Here is a 23,941-nt window from a genome sequence, read left to right on the forward strand (position 1 = left end):
TTTCCCTGTCATACCTGCTCAACCGTTTATCCCTGCTTCGGGCTTGGGCAATCCTCATTTACAAACGCTGTGGGGACCGTTGTGGCGCACAAAACCTGTCGTTGAACATCAGCGTGAGCGACTGTGGCTGGAGGACGGCGACTTTCTGGACCTGGATTGGCACGGCACCCCGTCAGCCTATGCACCGTTGGTGCTATTACTCCACGGGCTGACCGGCTCTTCGGGTTCGCACTACATCGTGGGCCAGCAGCGCGCACTCGCGGCGCAAGGCTGGGCCAGCGTAGCCCTGAACTGGCGCGGCTGCTCCGGCGAACCCAACTTACTGCCTCGCAGTTACCATTCCGGCGCCAGTGAAGACCTGGCCGCCGCCGTGGCTCACCTGCGGGCCCGTTACCCGCTGGCACCGCTGTATGCCGTGGGCTATTCGTTGGGGGGCAACGTGCTGCTCAAGTACCTGGGCGAAACGGGGACGGGCAGTGAGCTGCAAGGCGCCGTCGCGGTGTCGGTGCCCTTTCGCCTCGACCAGTGCGCCGACCGCATTGGCCTGGGATTTTCCAAGGTGTACCAGGCGCACTTCATGCGTGAGATGGTGGCGTACGTCAAAAACAAGCAGCGCCAGTTTGAGCACGATGCCAAACAGGAAGGTCTGGCCACACTGGCCGAACTGGGCACGCTCAAGTCCTTGAGCAAAATGCGCACGTTCTGGGAGTTCGACGACCGCGTCACGGCCCCGCTTAACGGATATTTGAATGTCGACGATTACTACCGTCGCGCCTCCAGTCGCTATTTTCTGGGGGCCATTCAAACGCCGACACTGATTATCCAGTCCCAAGACGATCCGTTTGTGTTCAAACACAGTATTCCCGACGCCTGCGAGCTGGCGGTCGACACCGAGCTGGAGCTGCACGCCAAGGGCGGGCATGTCGGTTTCATCGAAGGCTCACTGAGGACGCCCCAGTACTATCTTGAGCGGCGCATTCCACAATGGCTGGCTTCCCTGCGCCGCGGTTCGGCGTGATGGACAGCGAGCAGGTTGAGTCCATCCGGTTTTGGCAAACGCCCCCATTGGCGGGCGTCGAGTTGCTCACCGCTCGCTACATCGAACACCGCTTTGTGCCGCATGTGCATGATGGCTTTGTGATCGGCATGATCATGGCGGGCGCCCAGCGTTATCGCTATCGCGGTGCAGAGCATCTGGCGGCCACGGGCACGCTGGTGTTGATCAACCCCGACGAGGTGCATAACGGTCACAAGGGACATGACGCAGGCTGGCGTTATCGCGCGTTCTACCCGGATAACGCGCAAATGCACCGCTTGCTGGACGAACTGGAACTGCCCGGCGCACACCTGCCCCTGTTCAAGGACACCTTGCTGCAAGACCCTGAACTGTTCAGCGGGTTGTGCCAGTTACATCAATTGCTCGAAGGCCCGGAATCAGCGCTGCAACAACAAACGGTGTGGCGCCAGAGGATGTTTGCCTTGCTCCATCGCCACGCACGATTACCCACGCCCGCCAAACCCGGTGTCGAACACCGCGCGGTGAATCAAGCCAAAGAGTTGTTGCAGACGCGGTTGGCACAGCCGCCGTCGCTGGAAGAACTGGCTGCGGCAGTCAATCTGTCGCCGTTTCACTTTGCGCGAGTGTTTCAACGGGCCACTGGCATGCCGCCGCACACCTGGCTGATGCAACAACGCATCGCTCATGCCAGAGCGTTATTGCAACAAGGGTGTTTGCCCGTGCAGGTCGCCGCCCAGTTGGGTTTTGCCGATCAAAGCCACTTGAGCCGGCAATTCAAGAAGGTCTATGGCGTTGGCCCGGGGGCCTATCGCGCAGCGCGTAACAACGCTCATTTGACGTAGCGATCGCAACGGGCACCCCGCGGCGCCATGCTTAATCGCCCGTAGCAACGCCTCGTTGCGCATCGTTGATCCATTCGCTCCACGACCCCGCGTACAGCTTGCCCAGTGGATAACCCGCCAACGCCAGCGCGAACAGGTTATGGCACGCCGTTACCCCGGAACCGCAATATGCCACCAGTGCATCTGGCGAACGCCCCGCCAGTTTTTCAGCAAAGCGTTGTTTAAGTTGCTCAGCCGGTAGAAAACGCCCCGTGCTGTCGAGGTTTTCGCCAAACGCTGCACACTGCGCGCCCGGAATATGCCCTGAAACAGGGTCTATCGGCTCAACGTCACCGCGAAAACGCGGCAGCGCGCGCGCATCGATCAAGGTCAATTGCGGATCACCCAGGCGCGTTTGCAGCTGCTCGGCACTCAGTACCAAGTGTTTATCCGGCGCACCCTCGAAGGTGCCGCGCGGCGTCGTCACGGCATCCAGGCTCAACGAGAAACCGGCCGCATGCCACGCTTTCAAACCGCCATCGAGCATAAACACACCGTCGCGCTTGCCCAGCCAGGCAAGCAACCACCATGCGCGTGCGGCAAACGCACCTGGTCCGTCGTCATACACCACCACGTCGCTGTCTGCATTGACGCCCCACGCCTGCAAGCGCTCAACCCATGCCCGCGCATCGGGCAACGGATGACGGCCCGTCACGCCTTTGACCACCGGGCCGCTCAGGTCCCGTTCCAGGTCTGCATACTGCGCGCCTTCGATATGCCCTTCGCCATAGCTGCAACGGCCATAGTCGGGGTCTTCCAGGGCAAAGCGGCAGTCCAGAATAATCAGGCCGGGTTGCGCCTGACGTTCTTTCAGGGCGTGAGGGCTGATCAGTTGCGCAACGGGCATAGTGAACTCCTGTGAAGGGGTGAAACGCAGTTAGTGATCGTCTAGCGCAAAGTCCAGCGGCACATAATATTCCTGAATCAACTCATCAATGGCATCACGCGCCTGATCGGTCACAAAACCGGCTTCAAGGACCAGCAGTTGATAAACACCCCGTTTGATCGCTTGCTCACTGAGCTGATCACTCGTCTCACGGGTGGTGCACAAAAAGCCGATCCACGAGGTAAGAATGATCCAGGCATTGAGGGTCACCGATTCGATTTGCAGTGGCGTCATGTTGAGAATGCCAGCGTCGACAAACCCTGAATAAATCGCCTGCGCCTGCTTCAAGCATTGCTGTGAAAAATGCCGATATCGGGTGGCCAGCTCGCTGTCGCTGTGCAGCAAGTGCTCGATATCGCGGTACAGAAAACGGTAACGCCACATGGCATCGAGCAATTGCTGCAAATAAAAATGCTTATCCGCAACGGTGGGTAAACGCCCTTCGGGAAGGCGCAGAAAACTCAGCACCAGCGCTTCATACTCGTTGAACAACACCGAGATGATCGCCTGCTTGTTGGGGAAGTGGTAATACAGATTGCCCGGAGATATCTCCATATGGGCGGCAATGTGGTTGGTGCTGACAGCGCGCTCGCCCAGCTGGTTAAACAACTCCAGGCTGTTGTTGACTATGCGCTGGCTGGTTTTTATTCGCGTGGCCATAGGCTTGGGCTTTAATTTGAGAACGGACGGCATCTTACGGCTAACCTCAGTTCGATAAACATCGCGGCGGGCAGGCCCCCTGATTGACAACTTAGAGCATAGGCTCTAGAAACGTCCTTGCTCTCTTAAAAATTACACCTATAAAAATCAGCTCGGAGCGACCCATGTCTGTCGACAGTGCCTACCCCAAAGACGCCTCAGACTTACTGAGTGATCTGCATCTTCTGCTCGACAAACAACGGCAGGCTTACGCTGCACATCCTTACCCACCCCTTGAGCAACGTCAGCAATGGCTAAAAAGCCTGCGCCAGCTGTTAAGTGATGAGCGTGAAGTCTTAATCGACGCCATCAGCCAGGACTTTAGCCATCGCAGCGCCGATGAGACCTTATTTGCCGAACTGATGCCCAGCCTGCATGGCATCGACTACACCCTCAAACACCTCAAACGCTGGATGAAACCCTCTGCCCGCAGCGTAGACCTCATGTTTCAACCTGCCAGCGCCCACGTCATGTATCAGCCCTTGGGGGTGATCGGCATCATCGTGCCGTGGAACTACCCGCTTTATCTGGCAATGGGCCCATTGATCGGTGCGTTGGCGGCCGGCAATCGGGTGATGCTCAAACTCAGCGAGTTCACCCCGGCCACCGGGCGTCTGCTCAAAGATTTACTGGGGCGCATCTTTCCTGAAGACAGTGTGGCGGTAGTGCTGGGCGAAGCCGATGTCGCCGTTGCGTTCTCCGGGCTGGCGTTTGATCACTTGCTGTTCACCGGCTCCACCCAGGTCGGCAAATTGGTCATGCGTGCCGCCGCTGAACACCTCACCCCAGTGACGCTGGAGCTGGGCGGTAAATCTGCGGCCATCGTGTCGGCCGATGTACCGCTCAAAGACGCAGCACAGCGCATTGCCTGGGGCAAAAGCCTGAACGCCGGGCAGACTTGCATCGCCCCGGACTACGTATTGGTGCCAGAAAACCGCGTTCAAGGGTTTGTCGACGCTTACCGCCAAGTGATGCACAGCTTCTACCCGACGCTGATCGATAACCCGGACTACACCGCCATCATCAACGAGCGCCAACTGGCCCGGCTTGAACATCTCAAAACAGACGCCGTCGCCAAAGGCGCACGCCTGATCCCTCTTTATGAACAGGATCAGGGCCGACGCATGGCCCACTGCCTGGTACTGGATGTCAACGACGACATGCAGGTGATGCAGGAGGAAATTTTTGGCCCCTTGCTGCCCGTCGTGGCATACCGCGACTTGGCGCAGGCGCTGGCCTACATCACTGAGAGGCCGCGACCGCTAGCGCTCTACTATTTTGGTTACAACAAAGCCGAGCAACAGCGCGTGCTGCAAAACTCCCACTCAGGTGGCGTGTGCATCAATGAAACCTTGCTGCATGTGGCCGTTGACGACCTGCCGTTTGGTGGTGTCGGGCCTTCCGGTATGGGCCGTTACCACGGCCATGAAGGGTTTCTGACCTTCAGCCATGCCAAGGGCGTACTGGCCAAGCAGCGCGTGAACAGCTCACTGGCCATTTATCCGCCTTATGGACGAAAGCTGGGGCGTTTGGTTCAGAAGCTGTTCATTCGTTAGCGAGGCCCGACCATGCCCGAACCCCGTGTTGAAAACGCGCTGCTCTCACGTCGAGGCGCCCTTAAAGTGGGGCTGTGTGCCAGCGCGCTACTGGCGACAGCCGGGTTGAGCGCCAGCCTCACAGGCTGCTCCGCCCGTGACAACGCCCGCGGCTTTGCGGTACTGCGCAGCAGCGATCTGGCTTTTTTGCGCACGCTGATCCCGGTGATGCTGGCCGCCAGCACTGCCGCGCCGCTCATGCCCAGCGCTGCCGATGCCACGTTGCACACGCTGGACGACAACCTCAACCGCCTGTCACCCGCCTTGCTCACACTCACCCGGCAATTATTCGACGTCGTGGCCATGCCCGTTACGCGCGGTCCGTTGACTGGCGTCTGGGGCCGCTGGGAAACCGCCAGCCCTGAGCAGGTTCGCCACTTTCTTGAGCGCTGGCAAAACAGCAGCCTGAGCCTGCTGCGCATGGGTCACGCCTCCTTGGTGCAACTGGTGATGATGAGTTGGTACGAGCGGCCAGAGTCCTGGGCCCATTGCGGGTATCCGGGACCGCCCACAGTCTGAATACCCCCATAAGAACACGTTCGCGCCTACCGATTTTCAGTGAGCAGACAACCTGCCACTCATAAAAATAAAAAGACAAGGAACACCTTAATGCCCGTACCGGATCTGTTTCGCGAAGGCTTGGCCCGAGGCTGGAAAACCTACAACGGCTCACAACTGGACAGCGACCTGACGCTGCACGCTGATGTGGCCATCATCGGCAGCGGTGCGGGAGGCGGCACCACGGCTGAAATCCTCAGCGCGGCGGGCTTCAAAGTGTTACTCATCGAAGAAGGCCCGCTCAAAACCAGCAGCGACTTCAAAATGCTCGAAGGCGAGGCGTACACCAGCCTGTATCAGGAAGGCGTAGGCCGCATGACCCGGGACGGCGCCATCAGCATCCTGCAAGGCCGGGCCGTGGGTGGCACAACGCTGGTCAACTGGACGTCCAGCTTTCGCACTCCCGCACAAACCCTTGAACACTGGGCACGCGAACATCACGTGGTCGGCCACAGCAGCGAACAAATGGCACCGTGGTTCGAGCAGATGGAACAGCGTTTAGGCGTAGCGCCGTGGCTGATCCCCCCGAATGCCAACAATCAAGTCATCCGCACCGGCTGCGAAAAGCTCGGCTATAGCTGGCATGTAATCGCGCGAAACGTTCGCGGCTGCTGGAACCTGGGCTATTGCGGCATGGGCTGCCCGACCAATGCCAAGCAATCCATGCTGGTGACCACTATCCCTGCGACCCTCGAAAAAGGCGGCGAGCTGCTGTATCTGGCCCGCGCCCAGCGCCTGTTAATCAAGGGCGATCAGGTCACCGGTCTTGAGTGCCAAGGCATGGACCCGCGTTGCGTGACACCCAGTGGCCGCACCATCACCGTCAAGGCGCGGCATTACGTGCTCGCGGGCGGAGGCATCAACACCCCCGGCTTACTCATGCGCTCAGATGCTCCAGACCCGCATAAAACACTGGGCAAACGCACCTTCCTGCATGTGGTCAACTTCTCTGCGGCAACCTTTCCCACGGCTATCAATGCGTTTGAAGGCGCACCGCAGTCGATTTACTCCGATCATTTTCAGTGGAAAGACGGTACCACCGGCTCAATGGGCTACAAACTCGAAGTACCGCCGATCCACCCCGCACTGGCTGCCACGTTGTTCGCCCGCTACGGCGAGAGCAGCGCCGAACACATGGCCCAACTGCCCAATACGCACATGATGTTGGCGCTGATGCGCGACGGTTTTCATCCAGACAGTCGCGGCGGCAACGTCCAATTGCGCAATGACAGCACCCCGGTGCTGGATTACAGCCTCACGCCGTATGTCTGGGAGGGGTTGAAACGCGCTTTCCACAGCATGGCCGAGATTCAGTTTGCGGCGGGTGCCAGCGCCGTCATGCCGCTGCACAGCGATGCGCGCTACGTGAACAACTTGAGTGAAACGCGTGAACTGATAGACAGTTTGAGCCTGGAGTTGTATCGGACACGTCTGGCCAGTGCCCACGTCATGGGTGGTTGCGCTATGGGAGAAAATCCCCACATGGCGGTCACCGACAGCCTTGGGCGTCATCATCAATTGCGCAACGTATCGGTCCACGACGGCTCGCTATTCCCCACCAGCATTGGCGCAAACCCACAATTATCGGTGTACGGGCTGACTGCAAAACTGGCCACGCAGTTGGGCAAGCGTCTTGAAAATCCGTGAAAAAGGACAAATTCGGCGGCGTCTATAGTGCTTTCTTCTGCCAATGGCGACTTGGCCGACCGGGAATGCTGCGATACCATCCGACTCCCCAACGGATTCCCGCCAGGACGACGCGATGAACCGAGTGTTGTACCCAGGTACATTCGACCCTATTACCAAGGGCCATGGCGACCTGGTTGAACGCGCCTCGCGCTTGTTCGACCACGTCATCATTGCTGTTGCGGCCAGCACCAAGAAAAACCCGTTGTTCCCTCTGGAACAGCGCGTTGAGCTGGCACGTGAAGTCACCAAACACCTGCCCAATGTCGAAGTGGTGGGGTTTTCGACCCTGCTTGCGCACTTTGCCAAAGAGCAGAACGCCAATGTGTTTCTGCGTGGCCTGCGTGCGGTGTCTGACTTCGAATACGAGTTCCAGCTGGCGAACATGAATCGCCAACTGGCACCAGACGTCGAGAGCCTGTTTCTCACGCCGTCAGAGCGCTATTCGTTTATATCGTCGACATTGGTCCGAGAAATTGCGGCATTGGGCGGCGATATCAGCAAATTCGTGCACCCGGTGGTCGCAGACGCATTGACCGAACGCTTTCGCAAGAAATGACCGCTGAAGCGGCGCCCGCGTGCACTGCGGGCGCCAATGCGGCACAATTGCCCGCATTCGATTTCAGTTGCCCGGGCCGACCGCCCCGGCAGGAGTACCCATGTCCCTGATCATCACCGACGATTGCATCAATTGCGACGTCTGCGAACCCGAGTGTCCGAACGCCGCCATTTCCCAGGGCGAAGAGATCTACGTCATTGATCCGAACCTGTGCACCCAGTGCGTCGGCCATTACGACGAGCCGCAATGCCAGCAAGTGTGCCCGGTCGACTGCATCCCGCTGGACGAAGCCCACCCGGAAACCGAAGCCCAATTGATGGAAAAATACCGGGCGATAACCGGCAAAGCGTAAGTCGGTAGCCGTTGCCGAAGGAACGAGGCTACGCCAGAGCCGCGTGCCACTTCGGCAACGTCCTTGCGGCCTGATACTTGCGGTTTACCTGACGCAGGGTCGAACCTGATTTCACGACGGTTTTTTCGTCAGTGCGTCTACGACTGGCAGCGCGGGCAAAATACGCTGGAGCGCTGGCCCAGTTTGACCTCGCGCAACTCGCTGCCGCATACCTTGCACTGCTCGTAGGCCCGCCCGTACACGAACAGCTCTTGCTGAAAATAACCGGGCTGACCATCGCCACCGATAAAGTCGCGCAAGGTAGTGCCTCCGCGCTCAATGGCGGCGGCCAAAATCCGTTTGATTTCAATCGCCAGCTTCAAATAGCGCGCCCGCGAGATGCTTTTGGCTTCCCGGCGCGGGTCTATGCCGGCGGCAAACAGCGCTTCGGTGGCGTAGATATTGCCCACACCCACTACCACCGCGTTGTCCATGATGAACGGCTTGACCGCCATCGAACGTTTACGCGACAGCTGAAACAGCCGGTCGCCATCAAACAGGTCAGTCAGCGGCTCCGGCCCCAATTTGATCAGCAGTTCGTGATTAAGCGCATCGTGGGTCCAAAGCATCGCGCCAAACCGGCGCGGGTCGGTGTAGCGCAAGGCCAGCCCGGACTCCAGTTCGATATCCACATGCTCATGCTTGGCCGCCAGCGACCCGGCCTCAACCAAACGCAAATTGCCCGACATGCCCAAATGGCTGATCAGCGTACCCACTTCGGCGTTGATCAATAAATACTTGGCACGCCGCTCGACCAATACAATTTTCTGCCCCGACAAACGTACATCCAGGTCTTCGGGGATGGGCCAACGCAGGCGCCGTTCACGCACAATTACCCGGCTGACCCGCTGCCCTTCCAGGTGAGGGGCGATACCGCGGCGGGTGGTTTCAACTTCAGGTAATTCAGGCATGCAAGGCTCCTGCGGGGAAAAACCTAGTGAGCACCCAGCTCGCGGATGCTCTCTTTGAGGTTTTCAAAGTCGTATTCGGACAAGCCGATGTAATCGAGCACCAAGTGGCTGATGCTGTTCCACTCGTGGTCTTCGCGCTGATTGCCCAACACCTTGTGCGAGGCGCAAATGTGCTCGGCCATCTTGAGGATCGCCAGCAGGTTTTTCAGTTGGCTGTTGCGCGACGAGTCATCGCTGAAAATCGCCAGCGCATTGTGGTGATTGGCAATGGCGTGGGTCAGGTGTTCCGGCAAGCGCCAGGACTTGGCCGTGTAATAACCGACCACCGCGTGGTTGGTGTTGAAATGGCGGTTTTCGGTGTCAACCACACGGCTGGCCGGGCTGGCATTGGCGTAGGCTTGCTCCAGCACGGCCATGTAGTCAGGGAAGCGCTTGAGCATCAGCGGGATGCCGCAATCGTGAAACAACCCCAGCGCGTAGGCTTCATCGACCGCCTGAGAGCCGGTGCGTTTGGCCAGCGTCATGCTGGTCATGGCCACGTCCTGCGCGGTGTCCCAAAAGCGGTTGAGGGTCACGATGGTTTCATCGCACATCTCGCCCTTGATCGACTGCGCGTTGATCAGGTTGATCACGGTACGGCTGCCCAGCAACGTGACGGCACGCTGAATCGAGGCAATTTTATTGCTCAGACCGTAATGCGGCGAGTTGACGATCTTCATCAAGGCGCCCGATAAACCGGGGTCTTGGGCAATCAGACGGGCGATCACTTCCAGGTCCGGATCGGGCATGTACTGCTCCATCTGCAAATCCACCATGATTTGCGGTTGAGGCGGCACACTGATGCCTTGCAGCGTTTGGCTGATCTGTTCGGATGAAAGCTCTGGGGGCATGACGACACACTCTGGAATAGCCCGCGATTCTAACGGAATTTTCGGCCGGGTTGGGTACGTAATCCGACGCAATGCGGTGAATCAACCAAGCCCCGCGCTTGCGTCTAAGGCTATAATCGCGCCCTTTTCAATACCCGGAGCGACGTCATGTCCCTGCCAAGCCTGCGCCTTAAAGCCAATGCCGATCGACGCCTGCGCGCCGGCCACTTGTGGGTCTACAGCAACGAAATCGATGTAGCCACCACTCCGTTGCACGGTTTTAAGGCTGGCGACCAAGCGGTGCTGGAGACTGCTGGCGGCAAATCGCTGGGCATCGTTGCCATGAGCCCTAACAACCTGATCTGCGCGCGCCTGCTGTCGCGCGACGTGAAAGTGCCCTTAGACAAATCGTTTTTGGTTCACCGCCTGAACGTGGCCTTGTCCTTGCGTGATCGCCTGTTCGACAAGCCTTACTACCGCTTGGTGTTCGGCGATTCCGATCTGCTGCCAGGCCTGGTGGTTGATCGTTTCGGCGACATCCTGGTGGTGCAACTGGCCTCTGCAACCATGGAAATGCACAAAGCTGACGTAATTGCAGCCTTGGTCCAAGTAGTCAAGCCAAGCGGCATTCTGTTCAAGAACGACTCGGCTGCCCGTGATGCCGAAGGCCTTGAGCGTTACGTCGAAACCGTCTTCGGCCTGGTGCCGGAGTGGGTCGCGCTGGAAGAAAACGGCGTCAAGTTCGAAGCACCGGTCATTGCCGGCCAGAAAACCGGCTGGTTCTACGACCACCGCATGAACCGTGCCCGCCTGGCACCGTACGCCAAGGGCAAACGCGTCCTGGACTTGTACAGCTACATCGGCGGCTGGGGCATTCAAGCAGCGGCCTTTGGCGCCAGCGAAGTGATGTGTGTTGACGCGTCCTCGTTCGCGCTGGACGGTGTTGAGCGTAACGCGGCACTGAACGGTTTTGCCGAGCGTGTGACCTGCATGGAAGGCGACGTGTTTGAAGCGCTCAAAGAGCTCAAAGCCAACGAAGAACGTTTCGACGTGATCGTGGCCGACCCTCCGGCGTTCATCAAACGCAAAAAAGACCTGAAAAACGGCGAAGGCGCGTATCGCCGCCTCAACGAGCAAGCCATGCGCCTGCTCACCAAAGACGGCATCCTGTTCAGCGCATCGTGCTCCATGCACCTGCCCGAAGACGACCTGCAAAACATCTTGCTGACCAGCGCCCGCCACTTGGACCGCAACATCCAGTTGCTGGAACGCGGCAGCCAAGGCCCGGATCACCCGGTACACCCGGCGATCCCAGAAACTCGCTACATCAAAAGCATCACCTGCCGTTTGCTGCCCAACAGCTAAGCAGTAGCGTCAACCCGTAGCCGCCAGCGGCTACGGGTTGCGCTTCATGGCTGGGGTTCGCGGTCCAGTTTGGGGTTCAACTCAACCTCGCCAATCTGCAATGACTGGTAGCGCGGCTTCACCACCTTCACCTTCCCTGCCCGAATCTGATCAATCATTTGAAGTGGGTTTTCGCCACCTTCATAGGTGCCCGCACGCTTCCATTCGCCTTGCGCATCGCGCGTAAAAAAGTACAGCCCGTCAGACCAACCTTGCTTGGGCAATTGCAGTACTTCCACCTGCCCGTCGTTGTCCAGATCCACGGCCCACAGTGCACAACCCGGTGCCCAGCACGGCTGCCCGCCGACGCCCGGCAGATCAAATTGCTCACTGCCTTCAACCTTGGGGCCGATCCACTCCAGCACCCGCGCATTCGGCGCTCGAACACCACCGCCGGTGTCTGCATCCTTCAGACGTTTGAGCAGCACTTGGCGCTCAGGCTCCGTCAATACCTGCCCTTGCTCCACTTGCGCCAGCAACGCGTCATAGGCCTGTTTGCCGGGAAGTCCCAAGCGATAGCGCAAGGCATCGGCATCAAAGGTTTCGACCGATGACTGGCCACTCAAGACCCGGTTTATCTGGTTTTTGGCGCTGAACTGCAACGGGCTGAACCACGGGGTGTGAATGGCCAATAACACCACCACGCTCAGCAGTGCAATCACCGGGTTGCTGACCCGCAAGCGCCACAACCACTGACGCTGCGGCACCACGGCGGCCCAAGCGGCGGCCACGCTGTGCACCAGCATCACGACCACCAGCAACATCGCCAGTAAACGGGTTGGCGTCAGGCCGTACTGCTCAATTCTTAACCAGCTCGAATACCCGGCCAGCACCACCAGTACCGGCAGGCACAACAGGCACAGGTCGACCATGCGCAGCAGCCACTTCGGATAGCCGCTTTCGTGCTCGCCGTCTTGCACCACGCCGTTGAGCAAAAACAGATTGACCGCCACCAGGCACAACATGATCGGCGTCGAATACCCCGTGTCCCAGATCGGGCCTAACCCGGTAAAGGCCAGGGCGAAGGTGAACACGAGGGCAATCAATGCCCCCAGAGGCAGCAAGAAGCGGCATAACGTGAGCAGAATGCCGCGCAACAGGCCAATGACCCGATCGTTGTCGCGGCCCATCTTCACGCCCAGCGCAAACACTACGGCTGAACTGATGTAGATGAACCCGTCCGTGGAGAACAATTGGTTAAGCGCCACAATCCCGAGCATCTTGAACAGGCTGCCCCACAGCAGAATCAAGGCCCAGAACACGCCGTTAAGCAGCAATCCCAGCAACACGATGAACACCGTGTCCCACGCGTGACGGAACAAGTCTTCGTAGCGCGGATAGCGCCCTTCGCGGGTTGGCCAGCTCAAGATGAAGGCCGTACAAATGTAGGCAATCACCACGGCAAAACACGTCCAGCTGCCGGTCAGCCAACTGCTGGAGCGCCACTGCTCCCCGCCGTCCCAAAACACCCAGGCGCTGATGGCCGACATCACCACCGTCAACGCCATTACCAGCCACAGGGTGCCGCGCTGACGCAGGGCATCGCCCAGTAGCAGCGCATTGATGCCCCCCACCAAAACCGCCGTGACCAGCGCAAACTTGATGCCATGTTCGCTGATACCGCTGGCCAACCAGAGCAGCAGCCCCTGCACCAGGCCAATGCCCAGGCAGGCCTTGATAGAGCGTGTAATGACCATTGTTCAAAATCCCTGTTGTTAAAACACACCGATACTCTAAGCGCTAAGTTGCAGATCGCCTATACGGCCATTTTTGTAAGCGTGCCGGGGGCGCCTCCTACAGCCATCATCTTTAGCAGGATAATTCCTACGAAAAAGCGGGTAATAACTTACACGATTCAACGTTGTCATTTTTTATTGAGCAGCTAGCTTTATCAAAGTCACTTTAAGAATGACACAGCATGAAGTGACTGAACTTAATATCTGAAGTGTCCTATCCCAATGTAAGGAGCATCAAGATGAAAACAATCACTCTGGAAGCTAATAAAATCGCCAACCTGGCTTGTCTCGCTGTGATTCAGCGCTAAAGCCACACGGACGATAATGAAACCGGGGAATGTCGGCACCCCGGTTTCATTACCCTCTCACTTCAGAGTTGTTCATCCATGCATATAAATCCTTACTTGTTTATATTGGCCCGAACACCCCACCACATCGTCTGGAACTTCTTTAACCACACACAATACGAACTCGACGCTCATTACAGTGAACGCTTGACCCAACTTATTTCTTGCCCTGAACTGTTCAATAAACACAATCCGATCGACCAGGCCTTTCTGACAGCCTCGATCATGACTCACGAACCTATCCCCAGCCCTGAATGGGGGTGGGACGACTTGTCGAAGATTTTTCATATCGGCACGAAAAACCTGCCACAAGAGCACGTCCCCGAAGATGCCAATGAATGGGCCACACAGTACCTTGCCCACTGTTCGCACGTGCTGAGTACTCCCGCGCCGCCCCCTCATCGGAATGACCCTCATAACGGTCATATGGTTGCCTTGCCCGCGTGTGCCCCTGCCAAGGTCTTGAAAGGCTCTTTGGCCACTGCCCTGCTCAACCGAAAGACCTCTCGCTCATTCACCGGGCAAAGCCTGTCCCTCAGCCAGCTCAGTACCTTGCTTTACCTTTCACTGGGGTATCTTAACGAGCGCAAGGGCGATACCCATCTGTCTATCCCGCGTGGCATGGAAGCACGCCGCAGCAGCCCTTCAGGGGGTGGACTGAACGCCTGCGAAGGCTACGTTTATGTACGCAATGTGAAGGGGCTCAAACCCGGCGTTTATGCCTACTCAAGCGAACTGCATGCCCTGAGCCTGGTCAATACGCTGCCCGAGGAACCGCTGGGGCAGCTGCTATGCGGGCAACACTTCATCAACCCGTTACCCGTAGGCCTGTTCATCACCTCGCGCTTCGACAAACTATGGTGGAAATACGAACACTCACGCGCCTATCGAATGGCCTACGTTGAAGTCGGGCATATTTCTCAAACCTTTCAGCTCGTAGCGACACAACTGGGCCTCGATACCTGGCTGACCGGCGCATTAACCGATGATCGTGTTGAAGCCCTGCTGGGTCTGAAAGACAGCCCGGAGCAACCCCTGTTCTTTGTCGGCTGTGGCCAGGGCGATGGTCAGGTTCAGTGCCCGGAGCTGATGGCACTGATCAAGCACAAGGAAGTCGTCGTGTGAAAGAACATTGCCCCCCCGAGCCTTTTGCCCTGTACCCGCCCTGTACCCTGCCAGACTGGGATACCAAGGCCAGCGTACGCACGGATCGCTCACCCTACACATTGCCTGCCGACCTGGAGCACCAACTGGGCGAGCGCCACTGGTTCGTACCCGACTTCATGCCCTATCTCGACCACCCTGACATCGTATTGGCCGGGCCTTCTGTGGTGCGACGCCTTGAAGCTAATCAACTGGTGTACTTTCTCGACTACACCACGGTTCTGGAACACAAACTGGTTAACCGCTCGGTCGAAACACTGATCCATGACGAACTGGGTGTACCTGTGCCTTGCGCTGTGAAAACTGCCGCCTTGCAGCTGTACACAGACGAGGGTTATCACGCGCTGTTTTCCAATCAAATCGCCGAACAGGTGGCCGAGTTATATGGCATCGACAACCGCTCACGCCCGGCCCGTCGCATCCGCCGCCTGCTGGAGCGGATACAGGCATGCAGCCCGGCTGACGAGGCGATGGTCTGGTTTTTGATCGGTTTTGTATCCGAAACGATCATTGCCAAAGAATTATTGAGCGCGGTTCGCCTGCCACTTGTTTCTACCGTGCTGCGCATGTTCAAGAGTCACCTGGCCGACGAAGCCCGACACAGCCGTTATTTTTGCGACGTGTTCAGCCATCTGTGGCCATTGTTTGATGACTGTCAGCGCACCCTCGCCGCCACGCAGCTGCTCGCCATCCTCGAGATCTTTTTCGAGAGCGACACTGACTGGCTAAAAGAAAGCCTGGCCAGTGTCGGCCTGCACCCCGACACCCTCGAATACATCACCACACGCTTGCAGCAACCGCACGCACATCAACAGCGTGTACGTTCTGGCGCCAAAGTCACCCTGCAGGCGTTATTCAACGCCGGTTTTTTCAACATCGCGCATAACCGGCACCTTTTTCAAAACGCGGGTTATATCGATGCCTGAAGCCCCGGCCAACCGACGCGGCATGGCCATTTTCTTGTTGCTGAGCATGGTGGTGCTGGGAGTATTCCCGCTGGATGTGGTGTTGCCCTCATTCCCGGCTCTGGCTGAGTACTACCAACGCACACCCAGCGATATCGCGTTATCCGTCAGCCTTTTCGCCATCGGCATTTCCATATCGCAACTGCTGATTGGCCCCCTTTCTGACAAATTAGGACGCAAGTCCCTGTTGCTGACTGGCATGGCCATGTCGATTGTCGGAGCAGCGGGCTGCGTGCTCTCTACGCACTACCTGGGATTTTTACTGTTCAGGTGTGTGCAGGCAGTCGGGTGTGGATGTTTTGTGTTGTCTCAAGCCTTGGTTCAAGACCTGTTCACCGGTAAAAAACGGGACTCGTTGCGAATCCTGATGGTCACCGCCAGCGGGCTGGCGATTTCACTGTCGCCGTTGGCTGGCACCCTGTTGCAGGAAACATTTGACTGGCCCGGGAGCTTTTGGCTGTTTATTGCACTGGCCTCAGGGGTATGGATCATTGCCTGGCACCAGCTAACCGAGCACCCTGCCCCTGCACAGCCCTCCCACAGCCTGCTGGGAGCCTACGCCATTGTGTGCCGCAGTCCGGTGTTCATCAGCTACTGGCTGATTGCAGCCCTTGCCTTTGCCTGTCACTTCTCATTCATCGTCGTTTCGCCATTGCTGTTTCTTGAGCAACTGCAACTGACCAGCTACCGTTACTCGCTGATTTTGCTGCTGTATGGCGCAGCCTACGTGAGCGGCGGGTTAATGGCTCACCTGCTGGCCCGGCGCATCAGTGCAAACAGCCAGATCATCGTAGGCCTGCTGTTAATCCTTGTGGCAGGGGCACTCATGTTGCTCCTGTACCGACTCATGGGCTTAAGCGTGCCAAGTGTGTTGCTGCCCATGATCGTCTGCACTGCAGGCATCACCATTGCCCGGCCCATTGCCACTTCGCGGGCGATGGACGTGTTCCCTGAGTGGGCAGGCACTGCATCGTCCGTCGGCAGCGCGCTCATATTCATTTTCGCAGGCACGGTCAGCGCCTTGGTCAATCTGATCCCCGGCAGCCTGCAAATCACGCTGGCAACGGGCTTTGTGTCAATGAGCGTGATTGCATTGGGCTTGATCGCATGCATTTGCCAGCACCAGCGTATACAACCTGCTGCCTGAGTCTTTTACGATTCAGCCCCCTACGTTGGCCCATTCCCTCCGCACGCCAGCCGTGTAGAATCGACGCATTCATCGCCAATCATCCCCGGCGGGTTTATGAGCTCAGGCCCAGGCACGCGGCGATCCCGCAGCGCTCACGGCAGCTTTCGGACACGTAGTCATTTTCTGTGTGGTCCCTCAGTTATTAGAAGCTCACTTCCCTGTTTGTTACCTGATTAGCCGCCCGGAGTTGTTCCATGCCTGACTATCGTTCAAAAACCTCCACCCACGGCCGCAATATGGCCGGTGCCCGCGCTTTGTGGCGCGCCACGGGGATGAAAGATGCCGACTTCAAGAAGCCGATCATCGCCATTGCCAACTCCTTTACCCAGTTCGTACCCGGCCACGTCCACCTCAAAGACATGGGTCAACTGGTTGCCCGCGAGATCGAACGCGCTGGCGGCGTTGCCAAAGAATTCAACACCATCGCCGTCGACGACGGCATCGCCATGGGCCACGACGGCATGCTGTACTCGCTGCCGAGCCGCGAGATCATCGCCGACTCCGTTGAGTACATGGTCAACGCGCACTGCGCCGACGCCATCGTGTGTATTTCCAACTGCGACAAAATCACCCCCGGCATGCTGATGGCTTCGTTGCGCCTCAACATCCCGGTGATTTTCGTCTCGGGCGGGCCAATGGAAGCGGGCAAAACCAAGCTCGCCAGCCACGGCCTCGACCTGGTAGACGCCATGGTCATCGCCGCCGACTCCAGCGCTTCTGACGAGAAGGTTGCCGAGTACGAGCGCAGCGCATGCCCAACCTGCGGTTCGTGCTCCGGCATGTTCACCGCCAACTCGATGAACTGCCTGACCGAAGCCCTGGGCCTCGCCTTGCCGGGCAATGGCTCGGCACTGGCCACCCACAGCGACCGCGAGCAATTGTTCCTGCAAGCGGGGCGCACCATTGTCGACCTGTGCCGTCAGTACTACGTCGAAAACGACGAGTCGGTACTGCCGCGCAACATCGCCAACTTCAAGGCGTTCGAAAACGCCATGACGCTGGACATCGCCATGGGTGGCTCGACCAACACCATCCTGCACTTGCTGGCCGCCGCCCAGGAGGCCGAGATCGATTTCGACCTCAAAGACATCGACCGCCTGTCGCGCCATGTGCCGCAGCTGTGCAAAGTGGCGCCAAACATCCAGAAGTACCACATGGAAGACGTGCACCGCGCAGGCGGCATTTTCTCCATTCTCGGCTCGCTGGCCCGTGGTGGCTTGTTGCACACCGACCTGCCGACCGTACACAGCAAGACAATGGCCGAGGGCATTGCCAAGTGGGACATCACCCAGACTGACGACGAAGCCGTCCACACCTTCTTCCGCGCAGGCCCGGCCGGTATCCCGACACAAACCGCGTTTAGCCAGTCAACCCGTTGGGACACGCTGGACGACGACCGTGAAAACGGCTGCATCCGCAGTGTCGAACATGCGTATTCGCAAGAGGGCGGCCTGGCCGTGCTCTATGGCAACATCGCGCTGGACGGCTGCGTGGTTAAAACCGCTGGCGTTGACGAGTCGATTCATGTGTTTGAGGGCAATGCCAAAATCTTCGAAAGCCAGGACAGCGCCGTGCGCGGCATTTTGGCAGACGAGGTAAAAGCCGGCGATATCGTGATCATTCGTTACGAAGGGCCTAAAGGCGGCCCCGGCATGCAAGAGATGCTCTACCCCACTTCGTACCTCAAATCCAAAGGGCTGGGCAAAGCCTGCGCGCTGCTGACCGATGGCCGTTTCTCGGGCGGTACTTCGGGCCTGTCCATTGGCCACGCTTCGCCAGAAGCGGCCGCCGGTGGCGCGATTGGTTTGGTGCAGGACGGCGACAAAGTGCTGATCGACATTCCCAACCGCTCGATCAACCTGTTGATCAGCGATGAAGAAATGGCCACTCGTCGTGCCGAGCAAGACAAAAAGGGCTGGAAGCCGGTGGAAGTACGCCCGCGCAAAGTCACTACAGCATTGAAGGCGTATGCCTTGCTGGCCACCAGTGCCGACAAAGGCGCGGTGCGTGACAAAGCCTTGCTAGACAAGCTGGTGCCATAAGCCAGGCGGCTCCATTCAAAAATCCCGGCCACGTGCCGGGATTTTTGTATCGCGCAGGTGGATGAGGCTTATACCCAAAACATAGGTAGTCATTCCAGAACGGTATATTTCTAGCTATATCAACCTGTTAGCATTTCCGGTTCGAAATTGTTACAACCCAAGACTGGTACAAGTCGCCCCCGGAGCTTTCATGAATTACCCGCTGATCCTCAATCTGCTGGTGTTCCTCGCGTTGCTGTTCGGCTTGTCGCTGACCCGCCACACCGCGTGGAGCCTGGCGAAAAAAGTCCTGCTGGCGCTGGTTGTCGGTGTGATGTTTGGTCTTGGTTTGCACCTGATCTACGGTGCAGAAAGCCCAACCCTGAAAACCTCTATCGGCTGGTTCGATCTGGTCGGCAGCGGCTATGTGCAACTGCTGCAAATGATCGTGATTCCGCTGGTCTTTGCTTCGATCCTCAGCGCGGTCGCGCGCCTGCACAACGCATCATCGTTGGGCAAGATCAGCTTTCTGACCATCGGCACTCTGCTGTTCACCACCATGATTGCAGCACTGGTCGGCATCGGCCTGACCAACCTGTTCGGCCTCACGGCTGACGGCCTGGTGGCGGGCGCGGCTGAAATGAGCCGCCTGCAAATCATCCAGAGCGACTACGCCGGTAAAGTGGCCGACCTGAATGTGCCGCAGTTGCTGCTGTCATTCATCCCGCAAAACCCGTTTGCTGACTTGGCGCGCGCCAAGCCGACGTCGATCATCAGCGTGGTGATCTTTGCCGCGTTCCTGGGGGTTGCTGCGCTGCAACTGTTCAAGGACGAGCCTGAAAAAGGCAGCAAAGTGCTTAACGCCATCGACACCCTGCAAGCTTGGGTGATGCGTCTGGTGCGTCTGGTGATGAAGCTCACCCCGTACGGCGTGCTGGCCTTGATGACCAAAGTGGTCGCCATGTCCAACCTGCAAGACATCATCAAACTCGGCAGTTTTGTGGTGGTGTCCTACATCGGCCTGGCGCTGATGTTCGTAATTCACGGCGTGATTGTGTCGCTTTCCGGGGTTAACCCGCTGCGTTTCTTCCGCAAAGTATGGCCAGTGCTGACGTTCGCGTTTACCAGCCGTTCGAGCGCCGCCAGCATCCCGTTGAGCATTGAAGCGCAAACCCGCCGCCTGGGGATTCCGTCGTCCATCGCCAGCTTCGCGGCCTCGTTTGGCGCGACCATCGGGCAAAACGGCTGTGCCGGTCTGTACCCGGCGATGCTGGCGGTGATGGTTGCCCCCACCGTGGGCATCAACCCGCTGGACCCGCTGTGGATTGCCACGCTGGTAGCGATTGTGACCCTGAGTTCGGCCGGTGTGGCGGGCGTGGGCGGTGGTGCAACCTTCGCCGCGCTGATCGTCTTGCCAGCGATGGGCTTGCCCGTGTCGCTGGTGGCGTTGCTGATCTCGGTCGAGCCGCTGATCGACATGGGCCGCACAGCCTTGAACGTGAGTGGCGCAATGGTTGCCGGTACGGTAACCAGCCAGATCATGAATGAAACCGATAAAGCCATTTTGGCTGAAGACGATCATGGTGAGCTGGCGCACGCGTAAATTCGCGTAGCCCCTTTGGAATGGAACTGCCGCAGGCTGCGAGCTTCAAGATCAAAAGATCGCAGCCTTCGGTAACGCCTACGCAACTGTGCGTAAAGCGTTTACAAAATGTTAGACCCTTTCCCACACCTCAAAGCTGAAACCCGGCTTGCCCTCTTCAGCCGCATGCGGCTCATTCGACACCCGTGTCCATTGCGCCTGATCAAACTCAGGGAACCACGCATCGCCTTGCGGGCTAAGGCCCACACGCGTCAGGTACAACCGGTCGGCATCTGCCAGCCCCTGGGTGTACAACTGCGCGCCGCCAATCAACATCACTTCGCTCACGCCCTGCTCTCTGGCCCACGCCTGTGCGCGCTCCACGGCCGCATCGAGCGAGGCAAACACCTCGGCACCTTCAAGCTGCAAGTCGGTCTGACGACTGACCACCAGGTTCAAGCGCCCCGGTAAAGGGCGGCCCAGCGAATCCCAGGTTTTGCGACCCATAATGATCGGCTTGCCCAGGGTGGTGGCCTTGAAATATTTGAAATCCGCCGGCAAATGCCACGGCATGCTGTTATCGACGCCGATCACGCGGTTTTCACCGAGCGCTGCGATCAGGCTGAGGGGGAGAGTTTTTTTCATGTTGGCGAGGATACCAGAGCGACCCGCGCCCGCAGTACCCCGTGCGACGTAACAGCGGTTATGCTCTTGGCTCACTTGAATGGATTGGCCTGTGACTCAACTTTCCCCTTTGCAACGCCTGTGGCTGACTGAAACCGTGCGCCTGCGCGAAGAACACGCGGGCCCGCTGGATGACCAGGAAGCCAATCGTCGCGCCCGCAGCAGCGGCGGCGACCTGACCCACCGCCTTGAGCATCGGGCCTTGTGGCTGGCTGAACGCGATGGTTTGCTCAGCGCCCTGCACCACTGGCTGCAAGGCGCACGGCTGGCGGTGCTGGTGCTGGCGGTGTTGGCCGTGATCAGTGGCGCAGGGCTGGCCTTTGCCGCGCTGGGCAACGGCCAAACCCCGGTTAATGTGTTCTGGGCGCTGGGCAGCCTGCTGGGCCTCAACTCGATTTTATTGCTCAGTTGGGTGCTTGGCCTGCTGTTGGCCGGTGAGCACGGCGCCAGCCTTGGCCGCGTATGGCTGTGGCTCAGCGACAAGCTCGCCCGCGATGCCAAGGCCGCCCAACTGGCCCCCGCCCTCCTGTTGTTGCTGCAACGGCGCAAGCTCAATCGCTGGGCGCTCGGCGCATTGGTCAACGGGCTGTGGCTGCTGGCAATGCTCAGCGCATTGGTGATGATGCTGCTGCTCATGGCCACCCGCCGCTACGGGTTTATCTGGGAAACCACCCTTCTGGGGGCCGATGCGTTTGTCGCCGCCACACGGGCACTGGGCGCTCTGCCGAACTGGCTGGGGTTCAGCGTGCCCACGGTGGAAATGATCCTCGTCAGCACTGACAGCAGCCTCTACAACAACGAACTGGTACGTCAGTCGTGGGCGATCTGGCTTGTCGGCGCGGTCCTTATTTATGGCGTGATCCCGCGCTTGCTGCTTTACCTTTTCTGCCGCTGGCGCTGGAAGAGCGGGCGCAATGCGCTGCAACTGGACCTCAACTTGCCCGGCTACAGTCAACTGCGCGAAACCTTGATGCCGAGCAGCGAACGCCTTGGCGTCAACGACATCGCGCCCCAGCAACTGCACACGGTACAGGCTGGGAACACAGATCTGCACACCGATGGCGCACTGATCGTGGCCATCGAACTCGACGACCAACACCCGTGGCCGCCCACATTGCCCGCAACGGTGAAAGACGCAGGCATCCTCGACAGCCGCGAATCACGCCAAACCCTGCTGGAGCAAATGACCCGCTTCCCGCCTGCGCGGCTGGCGATTGCCTGTGACCCCAGGCGCTCACCGGATCGCGGCAGCCTGGCGTTAATCGGCGAACTGGCCCGCAGCGCTGCTCAAACACGGGTCTGGCTGCTGCAAGCCCCGCCCGGCCAGGCGCTGGACGCCGACCGCCTGAGCGACTGGCACACCGCGCTCAAGCAACTGGGCCTGCCGTTCGCCACCAGCGCCCCCTTGAACTGGCTGGAGACAGGTCATGACTAAGCCACTGACGCTGGCCGTGGTCGGCCACACCAATGTTGGCAAAACGTCGCTATTGCGCACCCTCACGCGGGATGTGGGTTTCGGTGAAGTGTCCCATCGCCCCAGCACCACGCGGCATGTCGAAGGGGCGCGGCTGTCGGTGGACGGCGAGCCGTTACTGGAGTTGTACGACACGCCGGGGCTGGAAGATGCCATTGCGCTGCTCGACTACCTTGAGCGCCTCGACCGCCCCGGCGAACGCCTGGACGGCCCGGCCCGCGTCGCGCGTTTTCTTGAAGGCAGCGAGGCCCGCCAGCGCTTTGAGCAAGAAGCCAAAGTGTTGCGCCAATTGCTGGCCTCGGACGCGGGGCTGTACGTGATCGATGCCCGCGAACCGGTGCTGGCCAAGTACCGCGACGAACTCAGTGTGCTGGCCAGTTGCGGCAAACCGTTACTGCCAGTCTTGAATTTCGTCAGCAACCCGCAGCAACGCGAACCCGAATGGCGCGACGCACTGGCGCGTCTGGGCTTGCATGCGCTGGTGCGCTTCGACAGCGTGGCCCCGCCCGAAGACGGCGAGCGCCGTTTGTATGAAAGCCTGGCGCTGCTGCTGGAACACTCACGGGACGCGTTGCAGCGCCTGATCACTGACCAGCAAGCTCAACGCGTGGCGCGCAAGCACAGCGCATTGCGCCTGATCGCCGAATTGCTCATTGATTGCGCCGCGTGTCGGCGCAGCGTAGTCAGCGAAAAAAGTGCCGAGCAAGACGCCATCAACCAACTGCGACAGGCCATTCGCCAACGTGAACAACGTTGCGTCGAAGCCTTGCTCAAGCTTTATGGCTTTCGCGCCAGCGACGCAGCGGCCAGCGATTTGCCGCTGCTGGACGGGCGCTGGGGCGATGACCTGTTCAACCCTGAAACCCTCAAGCAACTGGGCGTGCGGGTGGGCGGCGGTATTGCCGCAGGCGCCGCGGCGGGGGCGGGTGTGGACTTGATGGTCGGCGGCCTGACCTTGGGCGCGGCGGCGTTGGCCGGTGCCATTGCCGGTGGCGCCCTGCAAACCGCGCGCAGTTACGGCAGCCGCCTGCTGGGCAAGATCAAAGGCCAACGTGAGCTGACCGTAGACGACAGCGTGTTGCGCTTGCTGGCCTTGCGCCAACGCCAACTGCTGCATGCGCTGAATGCGCGGGGGCACGCGGCGGTGGACAGTATCAAGGTGGCAACACCGCAAGAGAAAACCTGGCGCGAAGGCAAACTGCCTGAGGCGCTGAACAAAGCCCGCGCACATCCGCAGTGGTCGTCCCTCAACCCGCACCCGAAACTGAGCCAGGCCGAGCGCCAAGCGCAAATCGAAGCGCTGACCGAGCAGATTTGATGCC

At 59.1% G+C, this 23,941-nt stretch carries 21 protein-coding genes; 15 read left to right on the forward strand and 6 right to left on the reverse strand.

What is annotated here, in order from left to right; all coding sequences use genetic code 11:
- The first annotated feature begins 28 nt into the window (after positions 1-28).
- Positions 29-1,018 carry a hydrolase gene (locus GYN01_RS08770; RefSeq protein ID WP_048402303.1) on the forward strand — a complete coding sequence of 330 codons (990 nt, stop codon included), beginning with the start codon at positions 29-31 and terminating at the stop codon, positions 1,016-1,018.
- Positions 1,018-1,860 (forward strand): AraC family transcriptional regulator, encoded by an 843-nt coding sequence (locus GYN01_RS08775; protein ID WP_173427016.1) that lies wholly within the window; start codon positions 1,018-1,020, stop codon positions 1,858-1,860. The genes GYN01_RS08770 and GYN01_RS08775 overlap by 1 nt, the downstream gene beginning before the upstream one ends.
- Positions 1,861-1,891: 31 nt before the next feature.
- On the opposite strand, the gene GYN01_RS08780 is transcribed toward GYN01_RS08775, so the two are convergent.
- Both GYN01_RS08780 and GYN01_RS08785 read right to left on the reverse strand, forming a co-directional pair.
- Positions 1,892-2,746, reverse strand: coding sequence for a sulfurtransferase (locus tag GYN01_RS08780; RefSeq protein WP_048364023.1), 855 nt, complete (start codon positions 2,744-2,746; stop codon positions 1,892-1,894).
- Positions 2,747-2,776: 30 nt separating this feature from the next.
- Positions 2,777-3,445 (reverse strand): TetR/AcrR family transcriptional regulator, encoded by a 669-nt coding sequence (locus GYN01_RS08785; RefSeq protein WP_048364022.1) that lies wholly within the window; start codon positions 3,443-3,445, stop codon positions 2,777-2,779.
- Positions 3,446-3,609: 164 nt separating this feature from the next.
- Between GYN01_RS08785 and GYN01_RS08790 the strand changes: the two genes are divergently transcribed.
- The 5 genes from GYN01_RS08790 to GYN01_RS08810 all read left to right on the forward strand — a co-directional run bounded on the left by GYN01_RS08790 (position 3,610) and on the right by GYN01_RS08810 (position 8,234).
- Positions 3,610-5,040 carry a coniferyl aldehyde dehydrogenase gene (locus GYN01_RS08790; RefSeq protein ID WP_048364021.1) on the forward strand — a complete coding sequence of 477 codons (1,431 nt, stop codon included), beginning with the start codon at positions 3,610-3,612 and terminating at the stop codon, positions 5,038-5,040.
- 12 nt (positions 5,041-5,052) lie between these two features.
- Positions 5,053-5,598 carry a hypothetical protein gene (locus tag GYN01_RS08795; RefSeq protein ID WP_048364020.1) on the forward strand — a complete coding sequence of 182 codons (546 nt, stop codon included), beginning with the start codon at positions 5,053-5,055 and terminating at the stop codon, positions 5,596-5,598.
- A gap of 90 nt (positions 5,599-5,688) precedes the next feature.
- Entirely contained in the window at positions 5,689-7,284 is a 1,596-nt protein-coding gene (locus tag GYN01_RS08800; protein ID WP_048402264.1) for a GMC family oxidoreductase, read from the forward strand.
- Between the two features lie 115 nt (positions 7,285-7,399).
- Positions 7,400-7,882: a pantetheine-phosphate adenylyltransferase gene (gene coaD / locus GYN01_RS08805; RefSeq protein ID WP_019409197.1), complete on the forward strand. Its 483-nt coding sequence runs from the start codon at positions 7,400-7,402 to the stop codon at positions 7,880-7,882.
- A gap of 100 nt (positions 7,883-7,982) precedes the next feature.
- Positions 7,983-8,234 (forward strand): YfhL family 4Fe-4S dicluster ferredoxin, encoded by a 252-nt coding sequence (locus tag GYN01_RS08810; protein ID WP_048364018.1) that lies wholly within the window; start codon positions 7,983-7,985, stop codon positions 8,232-8,234.
- Positions 8,235-8,371: 137 nt separating this feature from the next.
- On the opposite strand, the gene mutM is transcribed toward GYN01_RS08810, so the two are convergent.
- Together mutM and GYN01_RS08820 are read right to left on the reverse strand one after the other, a co-directional pair.
- Entirely contained in the window at positions 8,372-9,184 is an 813-nt protein-coding gene (gene mutM / locus GYN01_RS08815) for a bifunctional DNA-formamidopyrimidine glycosylase/DNA-(apurinic or apyrimidinic site) lyase (RefSeq protein WP_048364017.1), read from the reverse strand.
- A 23-nt stretch (positions 9,185-9,207) separates the two neighbouring features.
- Positions 9,208-10,020 (reverse strand): HDOD domain-containing protein, encoded by an 813-nt coding sequence (locus GYN01_RS08820; protein WP_173427017.1) that lies wholly within the window; start codon positions 10,018-10,020, stop codon positions 9,208-9,210.
- Between the two features lie 201 nt (positions 10,021-10,221).
- Here GYN01_RS08820 and GYN01_RS08825 point away from each other — a divergent pair, with 201 nt between their 5' ends.
- The gene (locus GYN01_RS08825; protein ID WP_048364015.1) at positions 10,222-11,418 is read left to right on the forward strand and encodes a class I SAM-dependent rRNA methyltransferase; all 1,197 of its coding nucleotides are present in this window, start codon (positions 10,222-10,224) and stop codon (positions 11,416-11,418) included.
- A gap of 44 nt (positions 11,419-11,462) precedes the next feature.
- Here GYN01_RS08825 and GYN01_RS08830 read toward each other — a convergent pair whose 3' ends face one another.
- Entirely contained in the window at positions 11,463-13,154 is a 1,692-nt protein-coding gene (locus GYN01_RS08830; RefSeq protein WP_048402266.1) for a DUF4153 domain-containing protein, read from the reverse strand.
- 425 nt (positions 13,155-13,579) lie between these two features.
- On the opposite strand from GYN01_RS08830, the gene GYN01_RS08835 reads away from it, so the two are divergent.
- The 5 genes from GYN01_RS08835 to GYN01_RS08855 all read left to right on the forward strand — a co-directional run bounded on the left by GYN01_RS08835 (position 13,580) and on the right by GYN01_RS08855 (position 20,482).
- Positions 13,580-14,665, forward strand: a complete 1,086-nt coding sequence (locus tag GYN01_RS08835; RefSeq protein ID WP_048402267.1) for a SagB/ThcOx family dehydrogenase — start codon at positions 13,580-13,582, stop codon at positions 14,663-14,665.
- Complete coding sequence (locus tag GYN01_RS08840; RefSeq protein WP_048364012.1) at positions 14,662-15,630, forward strand: diiron oxygenase; 969 nt, start codon at positions 14,662-14,664, stop codon at positions 15,628-15,630. The genes GYN01_RS08835 and GYN01_RS08840 overlap by 4 nt, the downstream gene beginning before the upstream one ends.
- Complete coding sequence (locus GYN01_RS08845) at positions 15,623-16,816, forward strand: MFS transporter (protein ID WP_203306906.1); 1,194 nt, start codon at positions 15,623-15,625, stop codon at positions 16,814-16,816. Before GYN01_RS08840 ends, GYN01_RS08845 begins: the two co-directional genes overlap by 8 nt.
- Before the next feature lie 236 nt (positions 16,817-17,052).
- Positions 17,053-18,900 carry a dihydroxy-acid dehydratase gene (gene ilvD / locus GYN01_RS08850; RefSeq protein ID WP_048402270.1) on the forward strand — a complete coding sequence of 616 codons (1,848 nt, stop codon included), beginning with the start codon at positions 17,053-17,055 and terminating at the stop codon, positions 18,898-18,900.
- Positions 18,901-19,090: 190 nt separating this feature from the next.
- Positions 19,091-20,482 carry an L-cystine transporter gene (locus GYN01_RS08855; protein ID WP_048364009.1) on the forward strand — a complete coding sequence of 464 codons (1,392 nt, stop codon included), beginning with the start codon at positions 19,091-19,093 and terminating at the stop codon, positions 20,480-20,482.
- Positions 20,483-20,593: 111 nt separating this feature from the next.
- Here GYN01_RS08855 and GYN01_RS08860 read toward each other — a convergent pair whose 3' ends face one another.
- Positions 20,594-21,106: a dihydrofolate reductase gene (locus GYN01_RS08860; RefSeq protein ID WP_048402271.1), complete on the reverse strand. Its 513-nt coding sequence runs from the start codon at positions 21,104-21,106 to the stop codon at positions 20,594-20,596.
- A gap of 91 nt (positions 21,107-21,197) precedes the next feature.
- On the opposite strand from GYN01_RS08860, the gene GYN01_RS08865 reads away from it, so the two are divergent.
- On the forward strand, positions 21,198-22,580 hold the full coding sequence (locus GYN01_RS08865; RefSeq protein ID WP_203306907.1) for a DUF2868 domain-containing protein: 1,383 nt from the start codon (positions 21,198-21,200) through the stop codon (positions 22,578-22,580).
- Positions 22,573-23,937 carry a GTPase/DUF3482 domain-containing protein gene (locus GYN01_RS08870; RefSeq protein WP_048402273.1) on the forward strand — a complete coding sequence of 455 codons (1,365 nt, stop codon included), beginning with the start codon at positions 22,573-22,575 and terminating at the stop codon, positions 23,935-23,937. The genes GYN01_RS08865 and GYN01_RS08870 overlap by 8 nt, the downstream gene beginning before the upstream one ends.
- Positions 23,938-23,941 lie beyond the last annotated feature (4 nt).

Origin of the sequence: Pseudomonas weihenstephanensis (assembly GCF_016812185.1) — a bacterium.
Lineage (GTDB): Bacteria > Pseudomonadota > Gammaproteobacteria > Pseudomonadales > Pseudomonadaceae > Aquipseudomonas > Aquipseudomonas weihenstephanensis.

Excerpts from the sequence above, each read along its gene's own strand:
- mutM (WP_048364017.1), bottom strand. The coding sequence starts at position 9,184 with ATGCCTGAATTACCTGAAGTTGAAACCACCCGCCGCGGTATCGCCCCT.
- coaD (WP_019409197.1), top strand. The coding sequence starts at position 7,400 with ATGAACCGAGTGTTGTACCCAGGTACATTCGACCCTATTACCAAGGGC.
- GYN01_RS08835 (WP_048402267.1), top strand. The coding sequence starts at position 13,580 with ATGCATATAAATCCTTACTTGTTTATATTGGCCCGAACACCCCACCAC.
- GYN01_RS08790 (WP_048364021.1), top strand. The coding sequence starts at position 3,610 with ATGTCTGTCGACAGTGCCTACCCCAAAGACGCCTCAGACTTACTGAGT.
- GYN01_RS08860 (WP_048402271.1), bottom strand. The coding sequence starts at position 21,106 with ATGAAAAAAACTCTCCCCCTCAGCCTGATCGCAGCGCTCGGTGAAAAC.
- GYN01_RS08800 (WP_048402264.1), top strand. The coding sequence starts at position 5,689 with ATGCCCGTACCGGATCTGTTTCGCGAAGGCTTGGCCCGAGGCTGGAAA.
- GYN01_RS08830 (WP_048402266.1), bottom strand. The coding sequence starts at position 13,154 with ATGGTCATTACACGCTCTATCAAGGCCTGCCTGGGCATTGGCCTGGTG.
- GYN01_RS08810 (WP_048364018.1), top strand. The coding sequence starts at position 7,983 with ATGTCCCTGATCATCACCGACGATTGCATCAATTGCGACGTCTGCGAA.
- ilvD (WP_048402270.1), top strand. The coding sequence starts at position 17,053 with ATGCCTGACTATCGTTCAAAAACCTCCACCCACGGCCGCAATATGGCC.
- GYN01_RS08780 (WP_048364023.1), bottom strand. The coding sequence starts at position 2,746 with ATGCCCGTTGCGCAACTGATCAGCCCTCACGCCCTGAAAGAACGTCAG.
- GYN01_RS08775 (WP_173427016.1), top strand. The coding sequence starts at position 1,018 with ATGGACAGCGAGCAGGTTGAGTCCATCCGGTTTTGGCAAACGCCCCCA.
- GYN01_RS08795 (WP_048364020.1), top strand. The coding sequence starts at position 5,053 with ATGCCCGAACCCCGTGTTGAAAACGCGCTGCTCTCACGTCGAGGCGCC.
- GYN01_RS08855 (WP_048364009.1), top strand. The coding sequence starts at position 19,091 with ATGAATTACCCGCTGATCCTCAATCTGCTGGTGTTCCTCGCGTTGCTG.
- GYN01_RS08870 (WP_048402273.1), top strand. The coding sequence starts at position 22,573 with ATGACTAAGCCACTGACGCTGGCCGTGGTCGGCCACACCAATGTTGGC.
- GYN01_RS08785 (WP_048364022.1), bottom strand. The coding sequence starts at position 3,445 with ATGGCCACGCGAATAAAAACCAGCCAGCGCATAGTCAACAACAGCCTG.
- GYN01_RS08825 (WP_048364015.1), top strand. The coding sequence starts at position 10,222 with ATGTCCCTGCCAAGCCTGCGCCTTAAAGCCAATGCCGATCGACGCCTG.
- GYN01_RS08845 (WP_203306906.1), top strand. The coding sequence starts at position 15,623 with ATGCCTGAAGCCCCGGCCAACCGACGCGGCATGGCCATTTTCTTGTTG.